This is a genomic window from Gelidibacter pelagius (genome assembly GCF_017581925.1).
GTDB classification, from domain to species: Bacteria; Bacteroidota; Bacteroidia; order Flavobacteriales; family Flavobacteriaceae; genus Gelidibacter; species Gelidibacter pelagius.
In genome coordinates this window covers 1-2,525 of record NZ_JAGEVG010000048.1, presented here as the reverse complement: position 1 = coordinate 2,525, position 2,525 = coordinate 1, and the positions used below count along the sequence as shown (strand labels likewise).

Here is a 2,525-nt window from a genome sequence, read left to right as displayed (position 1 = left end):
TATTCCTTAAGGAATAAGCGCATTTAATCTGCGAAATATACTATTTCACTAAAGCCAACGTCTATGGAAACAAATAAACAGCAATTATATATTGTCAAGGATCCGAAAAAGAAAACAATTTTCGATTATGCGATCGATTATCTATCCGGAAAATATGACATCCTCTATAATGAGATCTCACACGATTTTCAGATATCGTTAAAGGGAAAGAAAGAATGGAATTACATCAACCTAAACTCCTTGATCATCGAATTGAACAAAGCAGGCGTTGAGATAAACCCTGCCAAGCTTGAAATACTTATAAAGTCCGAACTCATAAAAAAATACAATCCCATTCAGGAGTATTTTAAGTCGCTGCCTAAGTGGGATGGAGTGGACCATATTTCAAAATTGGCGTCCTACTTGCCCATCTACGAACCTGAGGTCTTTCTGTACCATTTTAAGAAATGGTTGGTAAGGTCCATAAAGTGCGCCTTGGAACCTGGTTACTTCAATAAGCAGGCGCTTATCATAAGCCACAAAGGCCAAAGCTCAGGGAAATCCACTTGGTGCCGATTTTTATGTCCACCGGAACTCGCAGAATATATGGCCGAGGACATCAGTAATGATAAGGATGCCAGGATCCAGTTATGTCGAAATTTTTTATATAATCTGGATGAGTTGGCCGTGCTGTCAAAAAAGGATGTCAACGCTCTGAAAGCCTTTTTCTCCAAGACCTTTATTAATGAACGCCTGCCATACGATAGAAAGAATACCACATTGCCCAGGATCTGTTCGTTTATGGGTTCCACCAATATGTCCTCGTTTCTAAATGATGAAACAGGATCGGTCAGATGGCTTTGCTTTGAATTAAAGGACGTGATCGATTTCTCCTATTCCAATGAAGTCAATATAAAGGATGTCTGGACCCAGGCCTACCATCTTGCATACGTTGATAAAACCTTTAATCCTGAACTCTCCGCAAAAGATGTGAACGAAAATGAAGAACGCAACAAACGGTATACAAAACTGACTTCCGAACAGGAAATGATTGCCAAGTATTACGAAAGCTCCAACGATCTTGAGGATTTTGTAACAGCTACAGATGTCATGGTCGCGTTGTCCTGTCTCAATGTGCGGTTGAACCACATCAATCTTGGAAGGGCGCTCTCGGGATTTAACTTTCAAAGAGTCAAACATCCCCAACGACAGGTGTACGGTTATTTGGCCAAAGCCGTTTTTAAAAACAGCCCTTGGGAACTGGAAGTACCAAAAAAACTATAAAATAACCTACCTACTTACCTAATGGTCATAATGCCCAAAGAATGCTTGGGTTTATTTAGGTAAGATCATTCAAAAAGAAGTTACCTCAATCTTACCTAACGACCTTAATAGGTAAGATAGGTAACATGAAAAGGGAACTTACCTTTTGTTATAAGCCCGATGATTACTGGCGTAGGTAACTAGGTAGGGGAATACGAAGTTATAAAAAAAGAAGCTGATGAAAAGAAAAATAAATTGTGAAAGCGCCCGAGCTTTTCCCATCGAAAAGGCGCTGGCAAAACTCGGGCACTTTCCCCAAAGGACAGCGGAAAAAGAAGCTTGGTTTCTGAGTCCTTTCAGGTCAGAAACCCAAGCCTCTTTTAAAGTCTCCAAGACCATGAACCGATGGTACGACCATGGTGAAGGGATGGGAGGCAATGTGATCGATTTGGTCTGCAGGATTTTAAAATGCTCGGTGAAGGAAGCTCTGGCATATTTGAATCAAGATTGGCCTTCTTTTTCTTTTCAACAGCAACAACATTTCAATACAAATGACATTGGTATAACCCTTACCAAAATTCAGAACATCAAACATCCGGCATTGATCCAGTATTTGAACCTGAGAGGGATTCCATTACATGTTGCGAAGGTCTATTGCCATGAAGTGTGGTACAGTTTTAAGAATTCTAAGTTTTTTGCGATTGGGTTACGGAACGACAAAGGTGGATGGGAATTGCGGAATAGGATTTTTAAGAATGGATGTAGCCCTAAATCATATACGTATCTACGAAGAATTAATACAAAATTAATCATCATGGAAGGCATGTTCGATCTGTTATCATTGGCCGTCTTAAACGAAGCTTTGATAAACGATTCAGATGTTTTGGTATTGAATTCCCTTGCTTTCGTTAAGGATATTGAGGTGCATTTTTCAGATTATGATATGGTACATCTCTATTTTGATCGTGATGGAGCGGGTAGAAATGTCACCCTCTATTTAACCAATAAATACAGCCATGTCCTGGATAAAAGTGATGGCTATAAGGACCATAAGGATTTAAACGACTTTTTGTGCCATGAGAGAAAAAGATGGAATTGAACGAAATAAGGAACAGCAGCAGGTTCTAAAGATTCCTGCCCAATTGCTGCAACATTCTGAAAGTGTGGAATTGGATTTGGAAGAGGATACCAATGGAATGGGAATTATTCTGGGTAGGAATTCGAGATGTGTGTCTGTGGCCACATTCTCGTTTGCTCCCGAAGGTCGCAAAGAAAAAAAACGA

The 2,525-nt window shown here is 39.9% G+C and carries 3 protein-coding genes; all 3 read left to right on the top strand.

Annotated elements, in window-relative coordinates; all coding sequences use genetic code 11:
- Positions 1-63 precede the first annotated feature (63 nt).
- Positions 64-1,263: a VapE domain-containing protein gene (locus J4051_RS18720; RefSeq protein WP_208235414.1), complete on the top strand. Its 1,200-nt coding sequence runs from the start codon at positions 64-66 to the stop codon at positions 1,261-1,263.
- Positions 1,264-1,480: 217 nt separating this feature from the next.
- Positions 1,481-2,341, top strand: coding sequence for a toprim domain-containing protein (locus J4051_RS18715; RefSeq protein WP_236027614.1), 861 nt, complete (start codon positions 1,481-1,483; stop codon positions 2,339-2,341).
- A partial coding sequence (locus tag J4051_RS18710; RefSeq protein WP_208235413.1) for a hypothetical protein occupies positions 2,319-2,525 on the top strand: 207 nt, incomplete at its 3' end. The genes J4051_RS18715 and J4051_RS18710, both read left to right, overlap by 23 nt.

Coding starts and splice junctions, on each gene's coding strand:
- J4051_RS18720 (WP_208235414.1), top strand. CDS start 64: ATGGAAACAAATAAACAGCAATTATATATTGTCAAGGATCCGAAAAAG.
- J4051_RS18715 (WP_236027614.1), top strand. CDS start 1,481: ATGAAAAGAAAAATAAATTGTGAAAGCGCCCGAGCTTTTCCCATCGAA.